Here is a 23168-nt window from a genome sequence, read left to right as displayed (position 1 = left end):
TCCTTCAATAGGTCATGTGTTTATTGAGCAACTTGGACAAGTCGATCTCCTCCAGGATCCGGCAGATACGCTCGGAGCTGTTGCCGTCTCCATAGGGATTGACGCAGGTCTCGAGCGCCGACCGATAGACAGGATCATGCAGAGCGCGGTCGATTTCCTGGCGAATGATCTTCTTATTGAACTCCGGAACCGTAATGACGTTACAGGCCCGCATACGCCCCGTCTGGCGGCTTCCGATGTCCAAAGCCGGCAGTTTGAACGACGGCGCTTCCAGAATGCCGACACTTGAATTGCCGACGAGCACCGACACGGCGCCGAGCAGGCTCAAAAAGACGTCCCGATCAAGATTCCGAAAGGCTCGGATGGTTGGACAGTCACGGTACTGCTCGATGACCGAAATAATCTCCCGGCCCGCTGCATCCACGTTTGGATAGATCACGAGAGCCTGATGGCCGCTCTCCTGCACGGCTGTCAGAGTCTCTTCCATTTGCTTGCGGGCGAGATGCACTTCCGCCAGCACCGGATGTTGAATGACCAGCAGGACGGGTTTCATGAAGTCGAGCATGAACATACGCGCAAGTTCATCCCGGCTGAGCTTTTTTCTCTGTATCACGTCATCGAGCTGCGGCGCCCCGACGTTGAATATCCTCCAGGGCTCTTCCCCCAACTTTCGAACCCGCTCCGCGGAGTCTTCGCACGACGGCAAATGCACATGCGCCAATTTGGTGATCGCGTGGCGGGCGGAACCATCGATATGGCCGGACAAATCGCCTGATTGGATATGGGCGACCGGAATATTCATGTAGGCCGCCGTGACGGTCGCCGCCAGAATCTCGGCGCGATCGCCGGCGACCAACATGAGATCCGGCCTCATCATGTCGAAGACTTGCGCCAGGCCCTGTATTTCCACGCCCAGCGACTTCGACCAGGCGGTCGGGCTATCGCCTCCGACATACATGTCCACTCGGGCAGCCGGTGTGAAACCGTCCCGGATAATTTCGTCTACCGAATGGCCGTATTCTTTCAGCAGATGCATGCCGGTGACGATCAATTGCAACTCCAACCGATCAGACTGCTGGATCAGCTGCATCAACCGCCTGATATAACCGTAGGTCGCCCTGGCTTCGGACACGACGGCGATTTTGCGTTTATTCATACGCTTAGCTGCTCCCATCGGATCTGACTGTCCTTTGGGATGTCCGTTTTTGCCGTTTTCCCGATGATCTTTTCCAAATCTTTCGCGGGCACGACGCCGGGCCCCGGACTCGGCCGTTTGACCCACACCATCTCTTTGGTGATGACGCTCCCCCGCGGGATCGCAACCTCGGACACGACACTTTCCCTGGCCCACGCGACGATTTCCCGCTCTTCCGGAAAAATCGTGCGCTCGGCACCCCGCGCGCGAAACACCGCATCCGCGCCCTTGACCAGCTCGCCCAGTTCGTCCGGCTCAATGGAAACCGGATGATCAGGCCCCGGCTGCTGGCGATCCAACGTGAAATGCTTTTCGAGGACGCAAGCCCCGAGCGCCACTGCGCCCAACGCGGTATAAATGCCGCGTGAATGGTCGGACAAGCCGACCGGCGCGCCGAACAACTCGCGGTAACGAGGAATCATACCGAGATTCACCCGATCATAGGGGGTGGGATAGGCGGACACGCAATGGGTCAGAATAAACGGCGTCTTCAAACGCCGCAACAACGCCACGGTCTCCCCGACTTCGTCGACCGTGCACATGCCGGTCGAGACGATCATCGGTTTGCCCTTCCGGCCGATATGCTCGATCAACGGCAGGTTCGTGAGCTCTCCGGACCCGGTCTTATAGGCGGGCACGCCCAACTCTTCGAGAATGTCCGCGCCGATCCGGCTGAACGGCGTACAGAGATAAAGAATCCCGAGCATCTCGCACAGCCGCTTCAACTCGCGATGCTGCTCGACGGTCAAATTCGTTTTGTCCAGGGTATCGTACAAGGGCTCGGCAAAGTTGGCCGATTGCGGCGTATCCCGCAGCATTTCATTGTCGAGCACATGAATCTGAAACTTGATGATGTGCGCGCCCATGGCGTGAGCAAGGTACACCATGCGCTTGGCGGTTTTGAACTCGCCCTGATGGTTGACCGCCGCTTCCGCGATGATGAGCGGCGGCTGGTCGGGCCCCACCCGGTAGGGCCCGATCGGAATCAACGCGATATCAGCCATGACTGTCCCCCAAAGTGTTCTGCGCGAGCGCGGCTTCGGCCAAAATGAAATCGAGCGGCTCGTTGATATCGATCGCTTCACGCGGGTCATCGACCACTACGGCATAGCGAACGACACCCAGCACCGAGCGATGCCGTTCGAGCGCGCTCGTTCGCGTGACATACACGGTGCTGCTCTCCTCGTACAAGGGCGTCCGATCCTGCCGGCGCCGCGGCTGGTCAGGAAACAGATATTCGAACCGGCCGTGGAGAATGCGCCCGTAACACTTCCTTGTCTCGGTCACCGTCATGACACAATCAGCTTCGGTCCGTTGCATCGCCATCTCGATACAGCGATCGATCAAGTTCGCGGATCTGAGAGGCGAGGTCGGCTCCAACGTGACAACGTAGTCCGGTCGATACCCGGCTTGTCCCAGCGCGTCGACCGCATGCAACAGAGCCAATTCGGTCGGAGATTGGTCGGTGGCATATTCTCGCGGACGGTGGATGACTTCAACTCCATGGGCCGCCGCGATCTTGGCGATCTCATCGTGATCCGTCGAGACCACACAGCGATCGAGATAGCGCGATTGCTTGGCTGTTTCAATCGTATAGGCCAAGAGAGGCTTTCCGGCGAGCGGCTGGATGTTCTTTAGCGGAATCGATTTCGATCCTCCGCGGGCCGGAATCACCGCCACCACATGTGACACAAACGATCTCCTCTATGCCGGTCGCCGCTTTTCGATCTCCAGATACGGCAGGTATCCGGCCAAATCGTCATTCCTCAATGCATTTCTCGGAACATCGAGTGATCCAACACAGACTCTTGGATGCCCGCTTCCATCTCGGCACAGATGAGACGGGACTATGAGCCGGACAGGAGTAATGTCCGGCAAAGATAAAGCCGGCGTTGAATCAGCGCCCTGACAAGCCGAACTTTTGACCCGGCGTTCCTGTATTCCCATTCATCGGGCGGCATCCACCGGGAAAACAACCGTAATCGATTCGGCAAGCACGCCGCACCGTTAGTATCGAAATATCCAAGGCGGCATCCCAACTCGTATGTCCTCAACAGGATGAGTTCCCGCTCTCGCTCGGTCAGAATGTCGTCATATCCATAGGCCTTCGCCATATCCGCCACGACATGCACCGGCGTCTCGACGCCCTTCAAACTGGAATTGCTCGGCAAGGCCTTCAAGTGCTTGCCGCCCAGGACGGTTTGGCACGCCGGTTCTTTCGGCGGCGGAACGCCCAGCCAATGGCAGATTCCGGCCACGGTCTTGTCTGCGGACTCGCAGAGGTCTTCGTAACGGACGAGATGATGGCGCGCCGGGTCCTGTTGCATTCCCTCCAAAGCAAATCGCACGTGAGGAATCCATCGGGACTCCAACTGGAGTCGGAGAATATCCCCGCCTTGATACCAAAATGGTTTTTGCTTCAGTACCATATCGGTGCGCTTGAGCGACGTATAATTCGAGTACGGATGCCGGACGATGTGCACGAACTTCATGTTGGGAAACAATCGTTGATAGCGCGGCAGATCGGCAACCTCGATCGACTTGAACATGAAATGAGGCTTCGCGGGAAGCATGCGGTCTTCATAAATAGACCACGTCGCCTCCATGAACGATTCCAGGTTGTCGATCATAGTTCCACGCACATGGTCCTTGATGAACTGAGAAGGATTCACATTCACCGCCGCGGGCTCGACCAGTTTATCCAAATAGGTCTGTTTGAGTTCCACCAACTGCTCAGAGACCCATGCATGGAATGCAGCAACGCGATGCCCTTCCAACTTCACGCGACCTGAGCTCGCCAAGCCGGCGCCTGCAGACATCCATTGTTTGAGCCTACTTTTCACCGAGCGGGACGCAAACGTCCGCAGATAATTCAATTCGATCGGATAGATCCACAGCCCTGGACTGCCGTCCAACAGCCGCATCAACAGCGTCGATCCGTTACGGCCTGCTCCGAAAATGCCGACCAGCAAGGCGTCTCCTATCGTAGCCGTTCAAGATGGGCCAATCGATCCACGGATTTCACCAGCCGATGGTCTCCGGCCGATATAATCTCGCGGACCAGGCGTCCCACGGTTTCCGCATGGGTTTGAAACAGTGTTTCATCAGTCGCATCGTCAAACAACACTGCGCCGCCTACCTTGACTCGGCGTCCAAACCGCTCAAAATCAGTGCGGACTCCGTCATAACTATGATCTCCATCGATGAACACGAGGTCGACGTCTCCTGTTTGCAGCTCAATCGTCCGCGAATCGCCGACCAGCAACGTCACGCGCAACCCGAATTTGGCGCAGAGATCTCTGATTTGATCGTCAAAACTGCGGCTGGAACTATCCTGATGCAACCGCGCTTCCTTCTCGCCGATGTCGATCGACCAAAATTCACCGTAGCCGTTCATGGCGGCGGCAATGGTAAGAGTCGAGCCTCCTTTGTAACGACCGATCTCGATGATCTTTGACGGACGGAGCCGACGAACCAGCCCAAATAGATAGGCGGTTTGGCGGATCGTCATCGCGATCACACCGTGATCGAGCGACGTGCTGGCGAACAATCCCGCCAAGTCCTCGAATTGAAGGGCCTCGGCGGGAGGAAGGTCGAACGGCATGGTGTCCAGCGAGGGACGCCGGTTCAACTTGGGCCCCAGCGCCTCCAATAGCAGTTGAGGATTGCGCTCGCTGAGCCTTTTAGCAAAAGCCGCGCATGCAGCGTCGGGTAACAACGCGGCCAATTTCTCACCAATGTGATTGTTCAGTCCCGATTTCACCAGATCACCATCAGTTCTCGCATAATGGAACTTTAAGCGTCCACTGTGCCGTCGCCCTCGTTCTCACGGCCTTTGTTCCGCAGCCGGTCCGCCCAGCCGTTCCAGTTCATCAACAATCGCTTGGCCTGCCACCGACTCGGAAAAGCATTTTTCGTACGTTCCCCGGCCCCCGAGGGAAAGTCGCCTCCGCAACGCAGTATCCCGTAAGATTCTGACAATCGCCTCGCCCAATTGCGCATCCGTGTCGGCCATTAGGGCATTCTCGTCGTCGCGCATCTCCGGGATCCCTGAAGCATTCGCTCGATGCGCAACAACGGGACATCCGAATGCCCACGCGGTAATGATGCGAACTCGGATCCCCAATGGAATATTGGTCGGGACAATCATCACATCGGCGGACAGAAACTCCGGATCTGCCGGCACCACCCGCCCGAGCAAGCGCACATAGGATTTCTGCAACTGTTCCGCGATATCCGGAGGCGGAGTGCCGCCGCCCACGAGCCGCAGCTCGAACCCGTCTTCTCCGAATTCCGAGACCAAGCGCGGCAAAATGGTTACGGCAACGGCCCGCAATCCCGATGAAGTCGACGTCGTCTCTAAGTCTCCCATTAACAGCACGCGGTGTTTTCGATTTCTTCGCTCTTCGTGCGCCTTCTTCCGCAACGTCTCCCATTGTGCGCCGGCCGCATCCGGAACCGGTGTCCTCAAGTACAACGCCTCTGGACTCCCATGGACCTTCAGCCACTCCGCATAGTGGCCGGCGAACGCACCGCTTCTGTGCGTCGACTTCAACAACGTCGTCATAGCCTGTCGCGCAACCATGGAATCGAGCAATATCTTGAGACCCTGCACCGGATATTTGCCGAGCGTGAAGGGGCTGTCCCGCCACCGGAAGTATCCGGGAAGATGCCAGAGATCGCCGACCGCCGCCATCAAGGGTCCCAGGCCAAGAGGGGCGACCGCCGACAGCGCATCAAAGTGATAACACAAAAAGACATCGCAGGTCCGTTCGGCGAAGGCGGCCCGCACTCTCTCCGAGAGCTTGACCCACGGCATCATGTATGCCAAGCCCTTCGACTTATCATATAGGCGGCCTGCCCAGCGGCCGATTTTACCAACAAAGGATCCGTCACTGGAACCGATCAGCCGCTTCATCTCATATTCGATGATCACGACCTCGACGCCCTCCCGGCGAAGCGCCTCTTCCTGCCGGCCACGAGACGCGAGGTACGGATTTCCCTCCGTGATGTCGAACAAACTCACAACACAGACCCGGTGGCCCGATTTCACCAGGGCTCTGATCACGCTCCAACAGGTGAGCGCTCCTCCGTGATACCCAGCCCCCGGCAGACCTTGAACGATGAATCCGACTAACACTGCGTTGCCGTTCCGTTGCTATGTTGCTGGCTGTCCGAGTCCAGCCGGTATCCGCATTTCCGCATGCCGGCTCGGTTTCTATTTAGGAACACCCAGAATCGGCTCAACCTGCTGTTCATGATCCCGAACCCAGGCAGCAATGTTCTCAATGATACGCTCAATCGTCCAGCGCGGCTTCCATCCGGCCGCGGCCCGTACTCTGGATGAATCGGCAACATAAATACGTACATCACCGGGTCTGGTGGCCTCCACCGTTCCGACCGCAATCGTCTTCCCAGTCGCCTGCCGGCACAGGCCCGTCAATTCCATCAACGATACACTGCAATCCCGGCCTCCTCCGACATTGTAAATGAGGCCGCTATGCGCCGGCATATTGGCAACCTGCAGCTGAATCAGCTCGAATAAATCCTCGACATGCAGCAGATCGCGCACCTGCTTGCCCTGCCCGCCGAATCCAAAGTACGATAACGCTCCACCGAAATGATGGCGCGCGACCCAGAGGACGGCAAAACCCTGATCGACCTTTCCCATTTGCCAAGGTCCCGTCAGGACCCCGCATCGATTCACCACCGCGCGCAGGCCATACATGGCGACATATTCGCGGATCAGCAACTCGGCGCAAAGTTTCGTCGCGCCATAGAGAGTCCGGGCACCCTCCAGCGGAAAGTCTTCGGTTACTCCATGGTCGCTCATGCCCGCCAAATGACTGCCCTCCCACTCAAACCTGGTCGAGAGTTCACGATACGGCACTGAATTGAGCGATTCGTAGGGATACACGCGGCTGGTCGAGAGAAACATCACCTCTGCATCATGACGCCTGGCCAGTTCCAGACAATTGACCGTCCCGACCAGATTGGTATCGATCACGTACGAGGCATCGCCGTCGAAACCGGCCAGAGCGGATGGTTCTGCGGAACATTCGATAATGATATCAACCTTGCCGATTCCGTCCAAGTCCGACCGATTCCGTATGTCGCCATGGCAAAACTCGATGCCCGCCTGCGTCAAGCGATGGAGATTCAGTTCCGATCCCCTTCTCCGTAAATTGTCGAAGGAGACGATCCGCCAATCCGGGTAGGACCTGCGAAAGAGCAGCGCGAGGCTGGAGCCGACAAAGCCGGCGCCGCCCGTGATCAGCAACCGTTTACGCATGAGATCGTCTTGTCATCCGATTCGATACCGGTTACCGGACCCGGCCGCAGCTCAAGATCCATGTGGGCGCCTTCTACTTCAGCATTCATCATTCAGCATTTCTTACTTTGAGGGCGCCAGCGCCGTGAGCAGATCCCGAACCGAGACTCTGCGCATCAACCGAGCCCCCACCATCGCAATGACGGCCGCTCCAATGACGAACTTTGCCGAAAGCGGGAGTTCTATCCATCGTGTCAGAAGATACAGCGCCATCACGACGGCGACTCCCCAGAAGACGCCCGGCTCAACATGATATCGACAACCAAGGCGCCGGGCCAAAATAGCGCGGGTAGCATGGAGCGCGAAAACGCCAATTACCGCCGCTGCCGTCGCCCCGATGACTCCGAATTGCCACGTTCCGGCCGCAACCAACAACATGGTGGCCACGCTGACCACAATCGAAGACCATGACATCAAAAATGATTGGCGAGCCGTCAAGAGATATTGGGTGAAGGGAACACCCATGCTATGAGCAAACACGAGGAGAAACCACAGAGGAACCAGGTTCGCCGCCTGATCAAATTTCCCATGCGTCAATAGATGAATCAGCTCCGGCGCAAACAGCGTGATCAGAATCCCGCCGGCCGTCACACTGAAGTACCAGAGGGATACGTTCTCTTCAACGGGACCGTGTGAGCGCGTCGCACCGGGGGCAAAGAGCTCCAGAAACGTCGGGGTCATCGTGCGGGAATAGGCTTTCGTGACGGTGATAAACATGCCGCGGTAACTTTGTGAATGGGCGTAAATACCCAACGCAGACAAATCAAGCCAGCGTTGGATGACGATCCGATCCACGCTGTTTGCGATCACGTCCATGAGACTGAATGGTATTGCCGGCATCCCGCTTTTCACGACCTCTCCAAGCCAGCGCAGACTGGGCTGAACCGAGAGTTTGGGTGCAACGTACCACAACCCATGAACCGTGGAGACGATGCCGCCGGCAATCGGCGACAGAAAGACGGCCAGCACGCCGAGCTTCATGACGGACAGACCGACCACGGTAGTACAAGCCGCAGTCAACCACTGCAAGGATTCATTCATCGCATGGCTGACGGGAGCCCGTTCAATGACCATGAGCGAGCTCACCGTGGGCCATAGCGTGCCGGCCAGCAACCCCAGGAGTGCGAATCCGAAATACAGCTGATACTCCGCGTGATAGTCGCGAACCAGCTGAGGCAAGACCAGCGGCGCCGACGTCCAGAACACCGCAATCCAAGCCAGTTTGAGGACAATATTGGCGGCGACCAGATTGAACAATAACTCACGGCGCCCGGACAACGTCGCGTGATGCCAATGGGTCGATAAAACCCAACTGTCCCCCACTGATGAGAGCGGTGTGACCGGCATTGCACAGGTGGTCAAAATGGCAAAGACTCCGAGATCGGCCGGATCGAGGTAATACGTCGTAATCGGTACCATGACGCTGACGCCTAGGATGGTCTGGAGCAGCGTCGGAACAAGAAACCAGAGAAAACTCTTATCCACCCGTCGCACTCTCTTTACCGGCCGCAGCAGACCTCGCTCCGGCTAGCCGGTCTTATCCAACGCTTCGAGGATCAACCGAACCGACTGCGAAGGGGAACGGGAACCGGTTTCCACCACCAGATCGGGCGCGATCGGCTCTTCATACGGATCGGAGACGCCTGTGAACTGCTGGATTTCGCCCCGCAGCGCCTTGGCATACATGCCCTTGATATCGCGCCGGATGCACTCGTCGATGGAACAGCGCACCCAGACTTCCAGGAATGCGCCGGCTCCGCCGATTTTCTCGATCATGGCACGGACTTGATTTCGGCTCTCGCGATAGGGGGAAACAGCCGCCACAACCGTGGTGACGCCATGCCGGGCCAGTACTTGGCATACCCATCCGATCCGCAAAATATTGGTATCCCGATCCACACGTGAGAATCCCAGCCCTTTGGACAGATGGGTACGCACCACATCGCCGTCCAACACCTCCAGACGGGATAATCCCCGCTCGCAGAGTGATTGCGCCAGAAGCGTGGCCAGAGTGGTTTTTCCCGAGCAAGGCAAGCCGGTCAACCAAATCGTTAAGGCCTTCATGTTTGGACCATGATATCCAGGTTCCGTCCTGTCAGGACCATCAGCCTGCCTTCGTAATCGTGAACATCGCGGCTGAAGGAGGTATGCCGCTCCACCGCCATCGCAACCACATAGCTTCGTGTACCGTCCCATACGACGGAGCGACCAGCCCCTGCTCCACCGTCGCTTCAATGCCCAGCACCGCTCCGTCCGGTTTACAGACTGGAACCGTCATATGCATTCGCCGGCCTGCAGAAATAATCTCCCAGCCGTTCCGTGCGGCTTCCACCCGGCAGCCCGGCGCACAGGTCCATGTCCATTCGATGGTATGCGGCGTCGAAGGTCCGCTACGGCCTGAAAAATGGTCAATGACCTGGACGGAAAAACCCGGCCGGTGAACCAGTACGTCGCGGCGATGGCGGAGGGGATCGGAGAGGCGTCGATATCCGTCGAATTCAGCCGACACGCGGTCCAGCGTATCTCCGTGTTCCCACTCCAGAACAAGCGGTGACCCGTCCTGATGCAGACAAAAGAATTTCCCGGGAATAAACCGATTCTGTTCCCTTCCGTCAATCGTGACAGTTGAATGATGGGCGGTACAACGGAAGAGGTCGTACATCCGCGGATCAGCAGTATAGAGAAACGAGCCGGAATCTACAACCATATCTTGCCCGTCCAAATGCAGTTCCAGAGACAGGATATCGTTATGTTTGTGCGTCCCGATGCCCCTGGTCCCGACCGGACTGCAGTTGAACAACACATAGTCGTCGCGATCCCGGATGATGTAAAACCCGCCCGAAGGAAACGCCGCGCTTGTTTTCGAGGGGGCCTCTTTATCCGGCGCTCGTGAAAACCGATCCCGGCCCTGCCGGCCAAGCCAGAGCGCCTCGACTCTCCGGGGGCCGGCGTGCCCCCACCATTCGTCATGGTCATAGAGTACCGCTCCCGCAGCCAGGAGATGGCGATGATCCCGGGGATCCACGGTTCCATATCCGGTCAAGACATGTAATCGGCCGTTATCTCCGTCCCCGACTTGAGGGGCCAAGCCGTTGGGCTTGGTATAGGCTGAGACAAAGTCGCACATCAATCGGAGCTTGCGGTGAAATGAATCGGCCAGGCGAATATCGTGATGGCGACAAAGCAGCGCTGAGGACAGAAACATCTCACTGACCAGCCGGTGATACGGAATGCTCGACTCATAGTGCACTCCATCGGACAGCACCTGCCGCTCCATCTCTCGTTCGAGTTCCCGAACGGCGAAAGTCCGCCACGCCGCACTGTCGCGGCATTCCGGAAGACACAAGCCGAGATAGAGCAGTCCCACCACATCGGCGAGATAATGATTGGTGGTGATGCCGTCGCTGCGCCGCTCCAAATTACCCATGAGATGGCGCCCGTGGCTGATCAGCGAAGCCAGCACGCTGGTCAGCCATCGGCCGGTCACATCGGGAGACTCGGCGATCAGGGCAATGGCCCAGAGCCAATTCACCGCACGGATGGCCACCTCCATCGGGCACGCCCAGTTTACTCCGCGGCCCGTCGGGTTCCGATCAATCCAGTCGGCAATTTGGCTCGCGACTTCCTGCGCATAGCGCGGCTTCCCGCTCAGCAGGTAGGCTTGAGCCAAAACCGGCACATGCTGGCACCGCGAGAGTTCCCACGGAACTTTAATATCGACACCGGACGCGCCTCTATGAACTATTTCGAGATAGTGCGCATCGGGATCCCACCGAAATCCGCTCTTGAAATCGCGATGCCAGTCGATGCGTTCGCCCACATGACGAGGGCCGGATCCCAGCAGGTCAAACACATGCTCACACAGGCGATCCGCAGTGCATAGGCAGCTTTGCAACTCATCCGGCGCCAGCCGGTGATACAAATCTTTCAATACCGGCGCGTCGCTCGGCCCCGTCGGCAACCGCCGTCCCAAGGCGCGCCGGATCTCGGCCACTCGGGCGGGCAGTTCTCGCTCTTCTACGCGTAGGGCCTGAGCCAAATCGCGATCTCCAATCCGCACAGGGCGACGGGCGTCCTGGATACGGCGCCATTGATGCGCGAGCGGACCCATCAGTTTCCCCATCCCAATCAGGGCCACGCGGGCGGGTCCCACGGTCCGCAGCCGGACCCGGATCATGTCCCAATAGGTCACCGGTGATTCGTGCATCATTGTTGGAACGCTAGTCGAGGTATGGAAGCGGGGTCAAGTCGTAGGATTTTGCTCAAGCCGGCCGACATAACGAAGGACGGCCCGTTATCGGAAGTATGCTTTCCACCAGAGGGCCAGATTGAATAGATACCATCCGCGCTGGTCATGTCCATTCACCACCCGCCTTGCCTGCTGTTTGTCCAGCATATCGGTCTGCTCACAGAACTCGTCGAGCGCCGAGACCATGGCAGGGCCCAGCCGATCTCCCATCCATTCCTGAACCGGCACGCCGAACCCTTGTTTTGACCTGTCGATCAGACTATCGGGGATCGTGCCTCGGACCGCTCGCTTCAGCACGGTCTTCAGTACGCCGTGGCGGGTCTTCACTTCCTCGGGAATACTCATAGCCAGCTGAACCAGCTCATGATCCAGAAAGGGCACACGAGCTTCCAGACTCGCCCCCATGCTCATCTTGTCCACCCGCATCAATAACAACTCCGGCAACCGGAGATTGAGGTCCAGATACGTCATCCATTGCACCGGCCGCTGATCCCAGCTCTGTTGTTCAAACCGGCGCCGGTACGGGCGCAGGACTTCCCATGATGAATAGCCGGAGAACCGGCGCTTGAGCCGCGCTGACAAAAGCGTTCGTTTATGGGCTTCCGGGAAGGCTTCCGCCCCTCCCCAGAACACCGGTTGACCTTCTGTACCCCGGCGCAGCCGTTCATACCAGAAGCTTTCTCCCCTCCCGCTCAGTGTCAGGAGACCGAGCCCCAGGCGTTTGAGCGCGCGGGGAATCGGAAACCGGTTCCACCGTTCCAGCTTCCAAAAGCTTTTCCAGCCCGGATACCCCCAGAACAGCTCATCCGCTCCTTCGCCGACCTGGCAGACGATGACGCCGTGCTCCCGCGCCAATCGAGAGACATAGTACAAGGGGACACAGACGGGATCGGCGATCGGCTCATCCTGCAACCGCACCATCGATGGAACGAATTCCAGCAGATCATCCAAGGTCAACAACTGTTCATGATGGTCGGCCCCGACGGCGCGCGCCATCAGCCGCGCATAGTCCAGCTCGTTCTTGTACGTCTCATAGTGGCCGGCATAGCCGATCGTGAAGGTGCTCACAGGCCGGATCTCGTCCTGAGAAAACAGCGCCGCATTCGTGCTCGAATCGATCCCGCCCGAGAGGAAGACCCCGACCGGCACGTCACTCACTTTGCGGAGACGCACGGAGGTTCGAAGAACATCCAGCACTGTAGCGGAGATCGCCTCATCGGATTCAACCCTGAGCGGGGCGGTGTGGTCCAGCACATCCCAATAGCGTCGTTCCTCCATCCGGCCGTCCGCACCTACGCGCAGCCAGGTGCCGGGCGGCAATTTTTTGATGCCCTCAAACATCGTATCGGGCGCCGGCACGGTAAGAAACGACAGGTAATGGTAGAGGGCTTCCTCCGAGAGCACGCGCTTCTGGTCCGGATCCTCCAGGATCGCCTTGATTTCGGATGCAAACACCAGCCGCCCGTTCTGGACGCTATAATACAGCGGCTTGACGCCGATCCGATCACGCACCAGCCACAACTCGCGCCGCCTCGCATCCCAGAGCCCAATGGCAAACATGCCGCGCAATTTGTCCAGGCAGCCGATGCCCCATTGCTCGAACGCGTGAAGAATCACTTCCGTGTCGGAATGGTCAGTTTTCCAGCGGTGGATTCCGAAGGCGTCCAACTCCCGCCTGACATCCACGTGGTTGTAAATCTCGCCGTTGAATGAGATCCAGAGAGTTTCATTTTCGTTGGACATAGGCTGGGCTGCGGTCGGCGAGAGATCAATGATGGAGAGTCGCCGGTGGCCCAGTCCGACACGGCGGTCCTTGGACAGCCACAGGCCCGCCCCATCCGGGCCGCGATGCGCCATGGTGTCTCGCATCCGCGCCAAATACGGTTCCGTGACGCGGAAGCCGGAATGCTCAAACACTAACGTTCCGTTAATGCCGCACACGCGGTGTTCCTCATTGAATGATGTGGATCCGCTCTCGCGGGAACGACTGGAAGAAAGAGGTCGTGCAGGAGCAGGAGCAAGACGGCTAGCGTACGGGGTGCCTCCGGTCCGACCGGATTTCCCCTTTCGATGTCGTGGCCGTTACGGCACTCTGTTGCCGGTACCAGGCGTAGGTGTCCGCCAGTCCTTGTGCCAAATCGATGGTGGATTTCCATCCCAGCGCCGCCAAGCGGGAGCAATCCAGCAGCTTTCTCGGCGTGCCGTCCGGCTTGCCTGCATCCCAGTGAATGCCACCCTCATATCCCACCACCTGCGCGATCAATTGCGCTAGATCGGCGATCGGGATATCCGTCCCAGTCCCCACGTTAATGATCATGTCACCGGAATAATTCTCCGCGAGGAACAGGCAGGCTTCCGCGCAGTCATTCACATGGAGGAATTCCCGGCGAGGCCGTCCGGAACCCCAGAGGACCGGCGGCTCTCCCGTCTCTTTGGCCTCATGGAACTTTCGCATCAACGCCGGCAGGACATGAGACGTTTCCAAATCGAAATTGTCATGAGGCCCGTAGAGATTCGTGGGCATCGCCGCGATGAAGTCGCACCCATACTGACGCCGATAGGCCTGACACATCTTGATCCCGGCAATTTTTGCAATCGCGTACCATTCGTTCGTCGGCTCCAGTGGTCCGGTGAGAAGATATTCCTCCTTGATCGGCTGCGGGCAGTCACGCGGATAAATGCACGATGAGCCTAGGAAGACTAATTTCTGTATGCCGGTCACTTTCGCCTGGTGAATGACATTGGTTTGGATCGCGAGATTGTCGTACAAGAAGTCGGCCGGATAGGAATGGTTCGCCAGAATCCCTCCGACCTTGGCCGCCGCCAAGAAGACATACTCAGGCTGCTGGTCTTCGAAGAAGTCGGCGACTTGCCGGGGGTCCCGTAAATCCAACTCGCTCTTCGGCCGTACGATGATGTGCTCATATTCCTTGGCATGCAGCGCGCGCACCAGCGCAGCGCCGACCATGCCTCGATGACCTGCCACATAAATTCGGGAGTCTTTTTTCATCGATTATCCTTGCGATCCCGTTCCTTCAAGCTTCACACGTTCTAATTCTAGATCCGCGTCGACCATCATGATCGCCAAATCTCGAAACCCGATTTTCGGAGTCCAGCCCAGCCGCTGTTTGGCTTTGGTCGCATCGCCGATCAACAGATCGACCTCGGTCGGACGATAATAGCGCGGATCGATCTTCACATACCGGCGCCAATCCAAATCGAGGCGGCCGAAGGCCACGTCGAGAAATTCCCGCACCGTATGCATCTCGCCGGTCGCCACAACATAATCGTCGGGCTGATCCTGTTGCAACATCAACCACATGGCTTCCACATAATCGCCGGCAAATCCCCAATCGCGCCTCGCCTCCAGGTTGCCCAAGAACAATTCCCGCTGCAAGCCAAGCTTGATACGGGCGGCGGCTTTCGTGATCTTCCTCGTCACGAACGTCTCTCCGCGGCGCGGCGACTCATGATTGAACAGCAGACCATTGCACGCAAAGAGATGATAGGCTTCGCGGTAATTCACCGTGATCCAATAGGCGTAGAGCTTCGCCGCGCCATACGGGCTGCGCGGGTAAAAGGGCGTCGTCTCCCGCTGCGGAACTTCCTGAACCTTCCCAAACATTTCGCTGGACGACGCTTGGTAGAACTTCGGCCTCAAGCCCGACTCTCGAATGGCCTCCAGCAGTCTGACCGTCCCCAGCCCGGTGATTTCGGCCGTATACTCCGGAATATCAAAGCTGACCCGCACATGGCTTTGCGCGCCCAAGTTGTAGATTTCATCCGGCTGGATGGTCCGCAAAATCCTGTTCATCGAGCTCGCATCGTTCAAATCTCCATAGACCAGATGCAAGCGCGCATCAGCCGTGTGCGGGTCTTGGTAGATTCCGTCGATTCGACCGGTGTTGAATGAGCTGGACCGGCGGATAATGCCGTAGACGTCATAACCCTTCGCCAGGAGAAATTCTGCCAAATATGACCCATCCTGCCCCGTAATACCGGTGATCAACGCTTTCATGAACAGGCTCGGCTCTCTTTCCTCACCGAGGATCCTGAATCAGATCCGGATGGCGCAGCGCAATGCCGGTCACGACCAGGATCCAGAACAGATGGGAGAGGCTTCCCATAAACATGTAGTCGAACAAATTTCGAACTCCGAATCCGATGACCGCAAGCCCGACGGTCAGCCCCACAAGCGCAGCCGGCACCCCGATGACCGCCTGGATCCGCGACAGCAAAAGGCGGGTGAGGCGAACAAAGATCCAGACAAAACAGATCATCGCCGGAATTCCGCTCCCCACCGTGACCATCAGCAACGCGCTGTGCATGGAAGGCGGCACGCGATCCCGCTCTCGATATTGATCCTGAACTTCGGGGGCATATTCGGGATGGCGCTTGACAAAGGTATCATTCCCATATCCGATGCCCACGAGCGGGTGCTCGCCGACGTCCTGAAGGCCCAGCTTCCATACGGAGAGGCGCGAGAAGAACGTCCATCGATCGACGGTATCCTGATGAAGCCCGGCTTGTGATAGGAGCAAGAGACCGGCGCCGATAGCGCTCAGGAGCGCCACCACCAGCAACGCATGCCGGCGCCGGTTGGACAAGAGTCCGACCGCCAACGCTTGCGCCGCGTGCCCGAGCCATCCGGCTCTTCCGTAGGAAGCGATCTGAGCCATGGTCGATACCAACAGGGCTGTACCCGTTCCAAGGCGCATGACCCATCGCTGTTCCGTCACCACCAAGCCGATCAGGACGGGGATGGAGAGGACCATGTAGGTGCTGAGCCAATTGTAGTCGGAGCCCGGTGCAAGCGCCCGCACATAGCGGTCACGCCAATTTCCTCCTCGTGCAAAAAAGTCGGACAGAGCATAGAACGACAAGAGCGCGCTGCCGACGGCCACGGCACATAACACCCGGCCCGCAAGAGGTTCCCGCCCCTGCTCGCGGAACACCAAAAGCCCCCAGTAGAACACGAGCACGTGAGCCGCGATCTTTCGCCACTCCGCCAGACTATAGCCGACATCGGTCGCGAAGGGCACCGTACACAAGACCCAGCCAAGAAAGCAGGCCAGCGGCAGGTCAAGCGGCGTGCGAACCCAGGGAGACCGTCGCATGCCGAGAACGGTCGTCCCGACCGCCAAGATGAGCAGCGTAAAGAAGCCGTACTCCTGCCAGTGATAGAAGGCCGGGAAAAAACTCAACCCTCCCATCACGACGAAGCCCGCCCCCTGGAGCTTCCAGAAACCGTCAAACGATCGGGCGATCACGACCGAGCCGTGACCAGCTTCGAATTCTTGCGTCATGGAGTGGATTCCCGGAAATTTTGCCGGCAGCAGGAGGCGGGGCGGCACGCGCGGTTATGTTCCTGCCACGAGCGTCGAGGCTGCTGCTTGGCTGATATACCCGCTCAGGGCCTCTTTCCAGTGCGGCATGGTGATGCCATGGCGGCGCCTCTGTTCAGCGGACAGCACCGAGTAGGCAGGCCTTGCGGCAAGCCGGCCAGCCTGATCCGTCGTAATTGGTTCGACCGCCGCCTGTTTGCCGGACAGCTTGACGATCTCGCGCGCAAATTCATACCAGCTGCATGCCCCTTCATTGGTGATGTGCAGAATGCCTTGGATCTGGCTTTCAACGAGGACTGCCATCGCACCGGCCAAATCTTCCGCTCGAGTCGGACAGCCTCGTTGATCGGCCACAATCCGAAGCACCGGCCGTTCCTCCGCCAACGCCAAAATGGTCTTCACGAAATTCTTTCCCCCGCTGCCGTACAGCCAGGCTGTCCGAATGATTAACGCGTTTTTGCAGCCCGCCAGCACGGATTGCTCGCCGGCCAGTTTGGATCGGCCGTACTGATTGATGGGAGAAGGACGATCCGTTTCTTCATAGGGAGTGCTCTTCCGCCCGTCAAACACATAATCCGTCGAGATGTAGAGCAGTCGGGCCCGTGCCTGTTCCGCCGCCTGAGCCACCCGAGCCGTACCGTCGGCATTGATCGCCATAGCCCGGGCCGGTTCTCGTTCCGCGCCGTCGACATCCGTGTAGGCGCCCGCATGGATGACCACATCCGGAGCCGCCTCGACAATTCGCCGGCCGCAGGAAGGCTGCGTCAGATCGAATGCGGGTAGATCGAGCAGAACCAGTTCCTGAGCGGCGAGCACTCGCCGCAGCTCGGACCCCAACTGCCCCCCTGCGCCCGTTATGACGACGCGCACGCCGTGCCTTCTTGGAGACGTTTCATATACTGCTGCCGATAATAGTTGCGAAACTCGCCGGATTTGATCTTGCGCCACCAGGGCTCATTCGTCCGATACCACTCCACCGCCCGGCGCAATCCTTCATCGAACGGAACCTCCGGCTTCCAGCCCAACGCGCCGGCCCTGCTGCAATCGACGGCATACCGGCGATCATGTCCGGGCCGATCCTGCACGAAGCGAATCAGGGAGCGTGGCTTGCCGAGAAACCCGAGGATCAATTCGGCAACGGTGAGATTCTCCCGCTCATTGCCGCCCCCAAGGTTGTACACCATGCCCGGCGTCCCATGAAGGAAGACATGCTCAATGCCGGCGCTGTGATCCGAGACTGAGAGCCAGTCACGGCAGTTGCGCCCGTCCCCATACAACGGCAGGGGCTCATCGTCGATGGCGTTCGTGATGAAGAGCGGAATAAACTTTTCGGGATATTGGTGTGATCCGTAGGTATTGCTGCCTCTGGTGACCATCACGGGGAATCCAAACGTGGTCCAGTAACTCAACGCCAGCAAATCGCCGCCGGCTTTGCTGGCCGAATAGGGGCTTCTCGGCGCCAGCCGATCATCTTCCCTGCTGCTTCCCTGCTCGATGCTGCCGTAGACCTCGTCCGTGCTGACTTGAAGGAACCGTTGAACGCCGGCCGACCGCGCTTCCTCAAGCAACACCCCGGTTCCGACTACATCGGTGCTGGCAAAGGTGCCGGGATCAAGGATCGATCGGTCGACATGGGTTTCCGCCGCGCAATTGATGATGCCGTCAATTCGATGAGTCGCCAATACGGAGCGCACAGTCGGCGCATGGCAGATATCGCCCTGGACAAAGCGATACCGCGAGTTCCCCTGAACATCGGCCAGATTGTCGGGATTACCGGAATAACGGAGCGCGTCCAAATTCACGACCATACTCGCCTCGTCACGGAGAAGCCGGCGGACAAGATGGGAACCGATGAAGCCCGCTCCTCCGGTCACCAGGATGCGCATTACCACTCCATAAGATTGGCGCCGGTCTCCGCCACCAACCGATTGGCTTGAAACAGCGAGTCAATGGTTCCTGCATCCGTCCACCAGCCGTCAAGCACGTCCCAAGTCAATGATCCGGCCTCGATGTAGACGTTATTGACGTCGGTGATCTCTAATTCGCCGCGCCCTGAGGGCTTTAAAGTCTTGATGATCTCGAAGACCTTGGCATCATAGAAATAAATGCCCGTCACCGCATAGGGCGACCGGGGCACGGCCGGTTTCTCTTCGATGCCGATCACGCGGGCACCTTGAAGAACCGGGACACCGAATCGCTCCGGATCCTTGACTTCCTTGAGCAAAATCTTGGCGCCCTTATGCTGAGCACGGAACGCCGCGGCGGCTTTCGCGATATTCCCCTGAATCAAATTATCACCGAGCACCACACAGATCGGCTCATCGTCGGCGAAATGTTCGGCCAGACGCAGCGCATCCGCAATGCCGCCCTCGCCCTGCTGATAGGTGTAGTTAAGGGATCGTAACTGAAAGTCCTTCCCATTTCCCAGCAATTTCAAGAAATCTCCGGCGCTGTTTCCACCGGTGACCAGCATAATATCGGTGATGCCGGCGTTGACCAAGGTTTGAATCGGATAATAAATCATCGGCTTGTCATACACGGGCAGCAAATGCTTGTTGGTCACTTTGGTCAGAGGCAACAGCCTGGTGCCTAATCCGCCGGCAAGGACCACGCCTTTCATCAATTCCTCCTCGCTGCCGCCATATGGATCATTCGATCGCACGGGGACTTAGGAACAGGCCACAAGCCGCCACGCGGCCATACAGCCGACATGGAAAACGAAACGGGATGCATGGACATCGACAATTGCTCGGTGGGAATTAGCCGCACGAGATTTGGCATGTTGTTGGGTGAAATGTCGGCACGCATTTCTGCAAGACGGCGATCATGCGGTCGTCTTCCCCCTCGCTCAGCAGTCCCTCCAATTCCTTGAAGAGGTCGTCGCCGAAGCGGGGAAGCCGCGACAAGCGGTTCACCGCACGTTTGACCTTCGGATGCGCGGTCCCTTCGACCCGTTCCGTCTCTTCGAACAGTTCTTCCGAGAGTTTGTCGCCGGGCCGGAGCCCGATGAATTCGATCTTGACGTCTTTATCCGGCACCAGGCCGGCAAGTTCGATCATGTGGCGGGCCAGATCGACAATGAGAATTTGTTCTCCCATGTCCAGCACGAAGACTTCGCCGCCCGTTCCCATCATGCTGGCTTGCAAGACGAGTTGCACGGCTTGCGGAATCGTCATGAAATAGCGGCGGATATCCGGGTGCGTAACGGTTACCGGCCCGCCTTTCCGAATCTGATCTGCAAAGAGCGGGACTACGCTGCCATTGCTGCCCAGGACATTCCCGAACCGGACGGCGGAAAAGCGGGTGGAGCCAAGCCCGTTCATACTTTGAATGATCAGCTCCGCCACACGTTTCGTCGCACCCATGACACTGGACGGATTGACCGCCTTGTCGGTGGAGAGCAGCACGAAGTGTGTCGCGCCGGAGATCAATGCGGCCTCGGCCACGATTCTGGTCCCCACCACGTTATTCCGCACCGCTTCACCGGGAAACTGCTCCATCAACGGCACATGTTTGTGCGCCGCCGCGTGAAACACGATGTCGGGGCTCACTGTCCGGAACAGAGCCGCGACCCGTTCTACCTGGGTGATATCCCCGATGACCGGCACCAGATTGACCGACGGAAAACAGCGCTGAAGCTCAAGATGCAGGAGATACACGCTGTTTTCGTAACGCTCGAATAGAATTAATCGCTCCGCGCCTTGAGCGGCAACTTGGCGGCACAGCTCCGCACCGATGGAGCCTCCGGCGCCGGTGACCAGGACGCATTTCCCCTTGAGGAAGGACGATAAAGCGGGATCTTCCCGAATCGTTTCGGCGGAGGACTCGAAAGCGGAGTCAATCGGTTGGATGGCATGGAACAATACGTGCCCGCGAAGCATTGGTTGCAAGGATCTCATGGAAGTGTTGTCCACCGGACGGCCTTCGAGCCGGCCACAGCGGCCATCCCAAGACCCCTCCTCCGGCCGCCATCATCCTGTAGCAGAAGGGCAAAGAAAACTCAACACCCGACCACTGAAATGCCTCACTCCACATCAATTTGTCGGGCGTACGCGCGTAGTTGCTTCCGCTTCACGCCAGGCCTGAAACATCAGCACATCCCATAAATGATAGTGCCAGTTCGTCTGCCCCGTGAGGTGCTCGACCAATATGCGTCTGATCGGCTCGGGATGGAAATATCCTTCGCGGCGGAGACGGTCCTCGTTGAGAAGCGCTTCCGCCCATTCCTTCAGCGGGCCTCGAAGCCAGGCATCCAATGGAACCCCGAAGCCCATTTTGGGCCGGTCAAAGAGCCGGCCGGGCACATACCGAGCCAAAAGCCGCCGTAGAATCCATTTCCCCTCGTTCGTACGTCGAATCTTGAGCGACAAGGGAAGCCTCCACGCGAATTCAACGAGACGATGGTCAAGAAGCGGAATGCGCGCTTCGAGGCCGACCGCCATGCTGGCGCGATCGACCTTGACCAATAAATCATCCGGCAGATAGCTCACCGAGTCGAGATACATCATCCGCGTCGTAAAGTCCTTGAGTATCGGCCATCCCGATCGATCGGTCAGGGTGGTGCGAGGCTCTTTTCCGTCAATGACGACAGCGTCCGGCTGCTTCCAATGGGACACAAATCCGAGATATAAGTCATCCAGATCCCGCGCATCCAGCATGTCCGCCAGCTTGTAAAGTTTGTCTACCAATTCCTTAACCGCGTGACCGTTCCAGGCGCAGGCGCGCAAGCCACGCCGCCATGTCGAGGGCGACAAGGACCGGATGAAGCGGACAATGAAGGGCCGCATCGAGTCCGGCAACCATCCGATTCTCCGCTGAAGAGTCTTGCCCCAGAAATACCGGTTATATCCACCGAACAATTCATCACCTCCGTCTCCGGACAACGCGACGGTCACATGCCGGCGGGCGAGTTGCGATAGAAGAATCGTCGGGATCTGAGATGGATCGGCGAAGGGTTCATCGTACAGAATCGGCAGGCGCGGGATGACGGCCAACGCATCCGCCGCGGTCACATAGAGCTCCGTATGATCGGTTCCCAGGTGTCGCGCGACCGCCTTCGCATATGTCGCCTCATTGTATTCGGCCTCATGAAATCCGATGGAGAAGGTCCGGACCGGCCGCCCGCTTTGCGCTTGCATCAACGCGACGACCGTCGAGGAATCGATGCCGCCGGATAGAAATGCGCCGAGCGGCACGTCGGCCGCCATCCGGAGGCCGACTGCGTCACGAAGCAACGTATCGAGTTGTTCCACCGCATCGGATTCTGATGTTACGAGGTCGGATTTCCCCCCCGCGCACTGTTTGAGGGACCAATAGGTGAGAGGTTGCGGAAACCGCCGGGACGCGACCTGGTCGCCTCGGATTGTGAGGTACGACGCCGGCGGGAGTTTCGCGATCTCTCGGTAAATCGAATAGGGCGCCGGAATACAGTTGTGACGCAAAAGCAACGAGAGCGCGCCGCGATCGATCTCCCCGTTGAACCAGGGACAGCCGTAGAAGGCCTTCAACTCCGAGCCAAATATCAGCGCGCCGCCCGCCCAGCCATAATACAGCGGCTTTTCACCGAGTCGATCCCGCGCCAGAGTCAACGCGCGCTCCCGGCGATCCCAGACTGCGAAGGCAAACATGCCGTTCAGGCGCGTCAACGCTGTCTCAATGCTCCAGCATTCGATTGCCGCAAGCAGCACTTCCGTGTCGGAATGCCCCCGAAATCCATAGCCTGATCGTTCGAGATCGCCGCGAAGATCGTGACAATTATAGATCTCGCCGTTGTAGGTGATGACATACCGGCCGCTGTGGGACACCATCGGCTGGTGGCCGGCCGCTGACGGATCAAGAATTGAGAGTCTCACATGACCCAATGCAACACCGGCCGCCTCATCGCACCAGACACCGTTGTCATCGGGTCCGCGATACCCGATGCGCCGGACCATGTCCCCGGCGATGGAACGGAGCTCACCGCCGCAGAGTCTTAGAATACCGGCTATGCCGCACATAGGTGGACGCTGTCGGGCATCGATCTGAAGAACTCAGCCTGTTCCGTGGAGA

General features: G+C 58.4%; 19 protein-coding genes. All 19 read right to left on the bottom strand.

Going from position 1 to position 23168, the window contains the following annotated elements; genetic code table 11:
- Positions 1-4 precede the first annotated feature (4 nt).
- The 19 genes from neuC to asnB (ACWGXE_RS06610) all read right to left on the bottom strand — a co-directional run bounded on the left by neuC (position 5) and on the right by asnB (ACWGXE_RS06610) (position 23116).
- On the bottom strand, positions 5-1156 hold the full coding sequence (gene neuC, locus ACWGXE_RS06700) for a UDP-N-acetylglucosamine 2-epimerase (protein WP_447602355.1): 1152 nt from the start codon (positions 1154-1156) through the stop codon (positions 5-7).
- Positions 1153-2199 carry an N-acetylneuraminate synthase family protein gene (locus ACWGXE_RS06695; RefSeq protein ID WP_447602354.1) on the bottom strand — a complete coding sequence of 349 codons (1047 nt, stop codon included), beginning with the start codon at positions 2197-2199 and terminating at the stop codon, positions 1153-1155. The genes neuC and ACWGXE_RS06695 overlap by 4 nt, the downstream gene beginning before the upstream one ends.
- Positions 2192-2887, bottom strand: a complete 696-nt coding sequence (locus ACWGXE_RS06690; RefSeq protein ID WP_447602352.1) for an acylneuraminate cytidylyltransferase family protein — start codon at positions 2885-2887, stop codon at positions 2192-2194. The genes ACWGXE_RS06695 and ACWGXE_RS06690 overlap by 8 nt, the downstream gene beginning before the upstream one ends.
- 155 nt (positions 2888-3042) lie before the next feature.
- A complete protein-coding gene (locus ACWGXE_RS06685; protein WP_447602350.1) occupies positions 3043-4167 on the bottom strand; it encodes a sulfotransferase family protein in 1125 nt (374 codons plus the stop codon).
- An 8-nt stretch (positions 4168-4175) separates the two neighbouring features.
- Positions 4176-4958, bottom strand: coding sequence for a class I SAM-dependent methyltransferase (locus tag ACWGXE_RS06680; RefSeq protein WP_447602349.1), 783 nt, complete (start codon positions 4956-4958; stop codon positions 4176-4178).
- Positions 4959-5021: 63 nt separating this feature from the next.
- A complete protein-coding gene (locus tag ACWGXE_RS06675; RefSeq protein WP_447602347.1) occupies positions 5022-6335 on the bottom strand; it encodes a glycosyltransferase family 4 protein in 1314 nt (437 codons plus the stop codon).
- A gap of 78 nt (positions 6336-6413) precedes the next feature.
- Positions 6414-7487, bottom strand: a complete 1074-nt coding sequence (locus ACWGXE_RS06670) for an NAD-dependent epimerase/dehydratase family protein (protein ID WP_447602345.1) — start codon at positions 7485-7487, stop codon at positions 6414-6416.
- 102 nt (positions 7488-7589) lie between these two features.
- The gene (locus ACWGXE_RS06665; protein ID WP_447602344.1) at positions 7590-9011 is read right to left on the bottom strand and encodes a lipopolysaccharide biosynthesis protein; all 1422 of its coding nucleotides are present in this window, start codon (positions 9009-9011) and stop codon (positions 7590-7592) included.
- Positions 9012-9053: 42 nt separating this feature from the next.
- Positions 9054-9590: an adenylyl-sulfate kinase gene (gene cysC, locus ACWGXE_RS06660; RefSeq protein WP_447602342.1), complete on the bottom strand. Its 537-nt coding sequence runs from the start codon at positions 9588-9590 to the stop codon at positions 9054-9056.
- Between the two features lie 40 nt (positions 9591-9630).
- The gene (locus ACWGXE_RS06655; protein ID WP_447602340.1) at positions 9631-11736 is read right to left on the bottom strand and encodes an alginate lyase family protein; all 2106 of its coding nucleotides are present in this window, start codon (positions 11734-11736) and stop codon (positions 9631-9633) included.
- 84 nt (positions 11737-11820) lie between these two features.
- Positions 11821-13692 (bottom strand): asparagine synthase (glutamine-hydrolyzing), encoded by a 1872-nt coding sequence (gene asnB / locus ACWGXE_RS06650; protein WP_447603878.1) that lies wholly within the window; start codon positions 13690-13692, stop codon positions 11821-11823.
- Positions 13693-13801: 109 nt separating this feature from the next.
- Complete coding sequence (locus tag ACWGXE_RS06645) at positions 13802-14785, bottom strand: GDP-L-fucose synthase family protein (RefSeq protein ID WP_447602338.1); 984 nt, start codon at positions 14783-14785, stop codon at positions 13802-13804.
- Positions 14786-14788: 3 nt separating this feature from the next.
- The gene (gene gmd / locus ACWGXE_RS06640) at positions 14789-15793 is read right to left on the bottom strand and encodes a GDP-mannose 4,6-dehydratase (protein WP_447602336.1); all 1005 of its coding nucleotides are present in this window, start codon (positions 15791-15793) and stop codon (positions 14789-14791) included.
- A gap of 22 nt (positions 15794-15815) precedes the next feature.
- The gene (locus tag ACWGXE_RS06635) at positions 15816-17081 is read right to left on the bottom strand and encodes an O-antigen ligase family protein (RefSeq protein WP_447602335.1); all 1266 of its coding nucleotides are present in this window, start codon (positions 17079-17081) and stop codon (positions 15816-15818) included.
- A gap of 54 nt (positions 17082-17135) precedes the next feature.
- Positions 17136-17990, bottom strand: a complete 855-nt coding sequence (gene rfbD, locus ACWGXE_RS06630; RefSeq protein WP_447602333.1) for a dTDP-4-dehydrorhamnose reductase — start codon at positions 17988-17990, stop codon at positions 17136-17138.
- On the bottom strand, positions 17975-19006 hold the full coding sequence (gene rfbB / locus ACWGXE_RS06625; protein WP_447602331.1) for a dTDP-glucose 4,6-dehydratase: 1032 nt from the start codon (positions 19004-19006) through the stop codon (positions 17975-17977). Before rfbB ends, rfbD begins: the two co-directional genes overlap by 16 nt.
- Positions 19006-19740 (bottom strand): sugar phosphate nucleotidyltransferase, encoded by a 735-nt coding sequence (locus tag ACWGXE_RS06620; protein ID WP_447602330.1) that lies wholly within the window; start codon positions 19738-19740, stop codon positions 19006-19008. The genes rfbB and ACWGXE_RS06620 overlap by 1 nt, the downstream gene beginning before the upstream one ends.
- A 139-nt stretch (positions 19741-19879) precedes the next feature.
- On the bottom strand, positions 19880-21019 hold the full coding sequence (locus tag ACWGXE_RS06615; protein ID WP_447602328.1) for a UDP-N-acetylglucosamine 4,6-dehydratase family protein: 1140 nt from the start codon (positions 21017-21019) through the stop codon (positions 19880-19882).
- Between the two features lie 135 nt (positions 21020-21154).
- Entirely contained in the window at positions 21155-23116 is a 1962-nt protein-coding gene (asnB, locus tag ACWGXE_RS06610; RefSeq protein WP_447602326.1) for an asparagine synthase (glutamine-hydrolyzing), read from the bottom strand.
- Positions 23117-23168: the final 52 nt, after the last annotated feature.

The organism is Nitrospira sp. Nam80 (assembly GCF_965152575.1).
The sequence above is the reverse complement of the archived record's forward strand: the minus strand, read 5'-3'. Positions and strand labels throughout refer to the sequence as shown.